The sequence below is a fragment of the Bacillus sp. EB600 genome (genome assembly GCF_024494385.1).
Lineage (GTDB): Bacteria > Bacillota > Bacilli > Bacillales > Cytobacillaceae > JAEVLT01.
The window spans coordinates 1-6195 of sequence record NZ_JAEVLT010000077.1; the positions used below are offsets into that span (position 1 = coordinate 1).

The window sequence follows — 6195 nt, forward strand, 5'->3', positions numbered from 1 at the left end:
TATCTGGCTGACCTTATAATACGAACGGGCCATTTTCTTGAATAAGAGAATGATCTATTTGAAAGTAAATCGTAGATCTAATTTATTCTATTAACTGGCTTTTTAGTCGCTTTAGAAGCAAGGTGTTTTTTTACTTTTCCAATCACTAACAATAGCAGTGGAAGAAAGACACAGATTGTTAAGGAGTACGGTGTTAATGCTGTCAAAATAAACTGATGGATGATTATGATATTGGGACTCATAAAGATTGAAAAGGGAATAATTAAAAATGCCAATGGAAAGGTGAGAATTTTGTAGCTTTTTAAACCTAACACCTGAGCTAGTCCAAGTGAAAGTGCATAATAACAAATTGTTGTCTTAAAATACAGTGTCAGCATCCAAATAATGGCAACTATGACTTCTACCCTTTGGATAAAAGTTCCAATAGCGATTTTTTTCCCTAACATATACGACGGATAGGATTGTCTTGCAGTCAAATTGGCACCTAAAACTAAAATGCTCAAGGTAATCAAAATCGTGATAACGACGGCTCCAATTAAGAATCCTTTATAAAAGGATTTTTTCATTTCTGTTTTGTTCGTAACATACGGCATGACCATGAATAAAATGCCAAGCTGTAGAGGGTTTCCCCAATTTACGTATGAACCCTTTAAAATGGGTTTCAGACCTTCTCCGAAAATAGGCTGAATATTTTCCATCTTTATTTGAGGGATCAGAAACAAGAATAATATAAAAAGCAGCATGACAATCCATGGAAAAAATATTACTACCGAGCGACAGATCACTTCTAATCCTAACCGCACACCAATTAAGCATGTAAGCACAAATATAATCATAATCATTTGCAAGGGTGTTTCAACCAATATTTCCGTAGTAAAAAAATCCCCGATATCCCGAACTTGTCCGCAGGTAATAAAAAAAACATAGAAAAGGTAGAGAATGGATGCGATTTTGCCCACCCATTTTCCATATATCTTTTCATTCCCATCAACATACGTCATGGATGGATAAAGGGCAGATACCTTGTTAAAAATGAAAATAAAAAATAAAGAAATTAAAGTTGTCAAGATAGCCGTAATCCAAGCATCCTGTTTAGCTGCTTTTGCAACTGGAGCGGGAGCAACAAGTATCGCACTTCCGATTGTAAAGACAGTTACTAATATGAGAAATTCACCGGCGTTAATTTTTCCTTTTTCGAGCATAATTTCCTCCAATAATTCCGGATATACTCAGTATCCCAATAAATTCCTATATTTATGACTACACTTAGAAATGATGGAGAAGGTTCAGCAGTATAAAAAGGAGCTTCAATCGTTTTTTTGTGTATAAGTAGCACGTATTCTATAGGGTGATGCTTTTCTTATTCAATAATCGGGCGCGATTGATGAAGAAGGAATAAAAAAAAGTCGATTTCTTTGACTCTGAAATCGGCTTTTTTATATGGAAAATTTGGTGCAGTATAAAAAAATGAAATGGGCTAAAACCAGTATTAGGAAATGATACTATTTAAATTCTAATAGTTACTTAGTTTTTTTGCTTCTTTTTTCTTTAACCCACGTTTTTTCATTTCCATTTTTATTATGGATATGCACTTCTTGCTTTCAATATATTTATTGAGATCATAAAATAATTGTCTTTTTTTAAAATATTTTAGTTGCTGTTTGTATTTAATGTACATTTCTGCTAGTTCTTTATTCGTAAGTTTCATCACTACTCACCTGTACATATATAAATTATAAATCCTTTTAAAGATAAACAAACATTCACTAAAATTCAATGGTAAATATTATAATTTATCATTAGCTGTTACTTAACGGGTGCTTTCGTACGATCTTCCATAATCGGGCGCAATTCTGCAGCAGGAATTGTGCTCTTTCTTTATGTTAAGGGCCAGATTGTAGAATAGCAAAATATCCTTCGATTAATAAGCCTTTGAGAGAAGCGGATAGTTAGCTGAACATGATACAATGAATTTGAAAGGCTTGTTAAAAAATGAAGGATTTGTTAATTTGAGGAGGGAATGGAATGTTTACATCAGTAAATGATTTCTTAAACGAATGGAAACAAGAAGCAGCTGTTACCCAAAAAGTGCTGGATGTGCTGACGGATGAATCGTTGAATCAGGAAGTTTCTCCAGGATTATACAGCATTGGAAGCCTGGTTTGGCACATTACTGGAGCAGCTTTCTACTTTCCTTCACAGGTTGGATTAAAATTTGAGATTCCCGATCTTCAAAAAGAGGCACCGAAATCAGCTGCTGAAATCAGCGAGACCTACAAAACAGTAAGTCAGCGGTTAACAAAAGCATTTTCTGAACAGGTTTCAGATGAAAAAATGAACAAAATGGTGAATTTATTTGGAATGGACATGCCAGTGCAAGCTGTTTTCCGTCTGCTAATTCAACATCAGGCTCATCATCGCGGACAATTGACTGTCCTTATGAGACAAGCTGACTTGAAAGTTCCTGGCGTATATGGTCCTAGCAAAGAAGAATGGGAAGCAATGAATACTCAAAAGAGCTGATATCGCCATGATGCAAAAAAGCCGGCGCCTGCCGGTTTTTTGTACTATCAGAATTTATTTCATTTCTTAACTCAGTTTGCACACTGAATCCGTTTTTATATTCATTATAACAAAAAATGATATTCAAGAATCGGGCGCTTTTCAGGAGTAACGATAAAAGTCCAATTTCTCAATTTTAATGCTGAGAAATTGGACTTTTTTAATATTGTAATTTCCTTAACGATGTAAATATGCGATCCTGACGCTACCGTATTTGAACATACCCATTCGCATATCTATAGCACACTTGAGGACATTGTAATTGTCGCTGTCTAAGCTGGCTATGCAATTTCTCAGGTTAAAGTGTTCATATCCATTCCACATATTCAAAGTGAATCTTCCGAGTTGAATCATTGACCAGTGAGATCGTAAGGGAGTTCTTCCTCTTCTTCGCCGTCTAATCCGTCTTTGAATTCATCCATCTTGGAAAGGGTATACTTCCATTCCAAGCGCCAAATCCAATCGACAGGATTTTCAAAAAGTCCGATATACGGTTCCACTTTCTCAAAAATTAATGGAAGGAACTCGTCAAAAAGTAACCTTTACTCATCGTGAGTAAAGGTTATTATCAATGGGAATAAAAATTAATTTATATGTATCTGAAGGTCGCTTTGTGAAGAGTAGTTGGTTAAGTTTAGTTTTCTTTAACAAAATGGCCATATTTTTGGAGAAAATCCCACATAACAAATACATTAATGATGAGTGATTTTGTAAAGTTTTGCACTTAAACTAAAGTTCAGGTTAATTTAATAAGAAAAGGTTCCTTTTTAAATATGTTGTGTGTAAATCTTAAGAACACCTAATTAGGTGTTCTCAGGTTTATTAACAATTTTCAGCTCTATTAATATGTAGAGGTGGAGGAATTAACCATCCTTTTTCCTTATTTAACCTTAACATTTTTAAACCAAATTGTGCCTTAGCTAAATGGAATTGTCCGTACATCATAGCAATATCTTCTCGGATGGATTGACCCATTATTTGGCTACATGTTACTAATCCAGTAGAAACGTCCTTGGAAACAGATGCACTAATCTCTGGATCAGTAAATCTTGCTCCTACAGGTATGTTCTCTAAATTTGCGTATGGACGCTCAGGTGGTGTTGGTGGCAGTCCAACACCATTTGTTTTAAGCAGTTCAATAAGTTGTTGATTTTCATTTTTTAAACCATCTATAGCTTCTTCAATTAGTTTTTTCAAGTCTTGATCACCAGTATGATTAAGAAAAGACTGATAACCAGTGATTAAACCCTTGTTTGTCAAAAGGTGAGTCCATGTTCCAAAAACCTCACCGTAATGCATTGGTTCATCCTTAGGATTACCACTTAATATTCCCATGACTACACTCCTTATCGTGTTTTGTACATTCATAATTACTCCTTTGAAGGAAATTAGAACACAACCAATATTATTAATTAATACAATAAACATTATTCATCATGTATTTAAAAGTAAATTTATTTGTGAACAATACGAAAAAATACGTACTTCAAGAGAAGAGGGCTTATAATGAAAATCAAGATTGTCAACATACTGAGAGTTTCTTATTGAACTCTAAAGGGGCTTGAGTTTAACAACGGAGGTAGCTGCGGCACCTCCTTTTCTTATTAAACAAACGGTCAGTTTACTTGAAGAAAAAGGAATTAAGTTTTTATAATAGGACATTACAAAAAAGATAAAGTTGGTGTTCTTTTGGAAAACTCAATACTAATTGATAAAATGCTAGTTGAAGATTGGAAGCAGGTACGGGAAATCTATTCAGAAGGTATTGCTACTGGAAATGCAACCTTTCAGAAAGAGGCTCCTCCTTGGAAAGAATGGGATAAGAGTCATAAATTGGAGTGCCGTATTGTTGCCCGATTAGAAGATAAAATTTTAGGATGGGCTGCGTTAAGCCCTGTCTCAAGTCGAAGTGTATATGCTGGTGTTGCCGAAGTAAGTATTTATGTTAGTCAAAGCAGTAAAGGAAAAGGAATCGGAAGTAAGCTTTTAAAAGCTTTAATAGAATCCAGTGAACAGAACGGTTACTGGACGCTGCAATCGGGAATATTCCCTGAAAATGTTCCTAGTTTAAAACTACATAAAAAGTATGGATTTCGAGAAGTTGGAAGGCGGGAACGAATTGGTCAAATGGATGGTATGTGGCGTGATACCATTTTGTTGGAAAGAAGAAGTAAGAAGATCGGAGTTTAAATAAAGTTTTTAAACTAAAGGGTGCAAGAGTTCAAGATACGGAGCTGTCATTGCGGCAGCTTTTTTCTTTTTGAGCTAAAGAGGCAGATTAGTTGGAATTAAATTATATTCTAATGGTAATCCTAAACAAAAACATGGGTAAAGGAGATTAATGATGGATTCTTTAAATCCAATGGATGTTTTAAAACCAATCGATTTAAGTTCAAAAGAATTAGACGAGAACCAACCTTTAACATCCGTTGAAATGGGTAAGCTTTGGGCGACTTATGTGGGAAACAGTATGTCTAGTCAAATCTTAACTTATTTTCTACAACATTGCGATGATGATTATATAAAGAAACTATTGGAAAATGGTTTAGCCTTATCAAAGGATTTTATGAAGAGAATAGAAGGATTTTTAAAAAAAGATAATTTCCCTATACCAGTGGGATTTACTGAAGAGGATGTAAATCTTGGTGCCCCACGTTTATTTGAAGATGAATTTTACGTTCATTATTTAAAATATGCTGCAAAGGCAGGTATTAGCCTTTACGCAGTAGCAGTTCCATTACAAATGAGGGAGGATATAAGAGAATTTTTTATTTATCTTAATAATTGTGTAGCTATCCTTTTAGGGCAAATTAATAATGTATTAGCGGAAAAAAAGTATATCGCAAAACCTCCTATTATTCCAACACCAGAAACAGTTGATTTTATTCAAAAACAAAGTTACCTAAATGGTTTTGTTGGAGATGTCCGACCATTACATGCATTAGAGATTATTCATCTTTATGATAACATTGAGAATAACGTAACAAGTAAAGCATTATTATTGGGATTTTATCAGACAGTTAGAGATGAAAAGATAAAGGCGTTATTTAAACGTGGATTAAACATAACTGATAAGTCAATTAAGCAGTATATGGAAAAACTTCACACTGAACAATTGCAAACACCGTCATTCATCGACCATTTAGTTACAACATCTACATATCCCCCTTTTTCCGACAAAATAATGTTATTTCATAAAGTGGACATGTTCTCCATGAAGATAAGGGCGTTTGGAAACTCATTAGCGGTAAACGGAAGAAGAGATATAGGGTTTTTGTACGGAAGAACTCTCATAAACACTTCTTTATTTGTCGATGACGCTACAAATATCATGATTGAAAAAGGGTGGTTGGAATCACCGCCAAAAGCACTTGATAGAGTTTAATTATCAGCCAATTCGTCTGTTTTATGGCTTAGTTATTTATTCTAATGTAGGATGATGCTTAAACAAGGCATCGCCTTTTTGGATTTCCTTAACAAAACAGATTGTGAAAAATTGTAACTTAATGTAACGGGTGTTTTACTTGAATAGGAACAACAAAAGAATGCAAAACCAGATGTGTAAATTCATGAGTGGCAAAAATGGTCGCTTTTATGTCATCTTGCAAATTACTTGTGAAAAATGTTAATATA

6 protein-coding genes are annotated in these 6195 nt (G+C 34.3%); 3 read left to right on the plus strand and 3 right to left on the minus strand.

Annotated elements, in window-relative coordinates; genetic code table 11:
* Nucleotides 1-77: 77 nt before the first annotated feature.
* On the minus strand, nt 78-1202 hold the full coding sequence (locus JN080_RS28045; protein ID WP_256239234.1) for a GerAB/ArcD/ProY family transporter: 1125 nt from the start codon (nt 1200-1202) through the stop codon (nt 78-80).
* A gap of 311 nt (nt 1203-1513) precedes the next feature.
* Entirely contained in the window at nt 1514-1708 is a 195-nt protein-coding gene (locus tag JN080_RS28050; RefSeq protein WP_256239235.1) for a hypothetical protein, read from the minus strand.
* Between the two features lie 317 nt (nt 1709-2025).
* Between JN080_RS28050 and JN080_RS28055 the strand changes: the two genes are divergently transcribed.
* Nucleotides 2026-2523, plus strand: a complete 498-nt coding sequence (locus JN080_RS28055) for a DinB family protein (protein WP_256239236.1) — start codon at nt 2026-2028, stop codon at nt 2521-2523.
* Between the two features lie 861 nt (nt 2524-3384).
* Here the strand turns inward: JN080_RS28055 and JN080_RS28060 are convergent.
* Nucleotides 3385-3897 carry a DUF3231 family protein gene (locus tag JN080_RS28060; RefSeq protein WP_256239237.1) on the minus strand — a complete coding sequence of 171 codons (513 nt, stop codon included), beginning with the start codon at nt 3895-3897 and terminating at the stop codon, nt 3385-3387.
* Between the two features lie 381 nt (nt 3898-4278).
* On the opposite strand from JN080_RS28060, the gene JN080_RS28065 reads away from it, so the two are divergent.
* A complete protein-coding gene (locus JN080_RS28065) occupies nt 4279-4752 on the plus strand; it encodes a GNAT family N-acetyltransferase (RefSeq protein WP_256239239.1) in 474 nt (157 codons plus the stop codon).
* 154 nt (nt 4753-4906) lie between these two features.
* Nucleotides 4907-5947 (plus strand): DUF3231 family protein, encoded by a 1041-nt coding sequence (locus tag JN080_RS28070; protein ID WP_256239238.1) that lies wholly within the window; start codon nt 4907-4909, stop codon nt 5945-5947.
* Nucleotides 5948-6195: the final 248 nt, after the last annotated feature.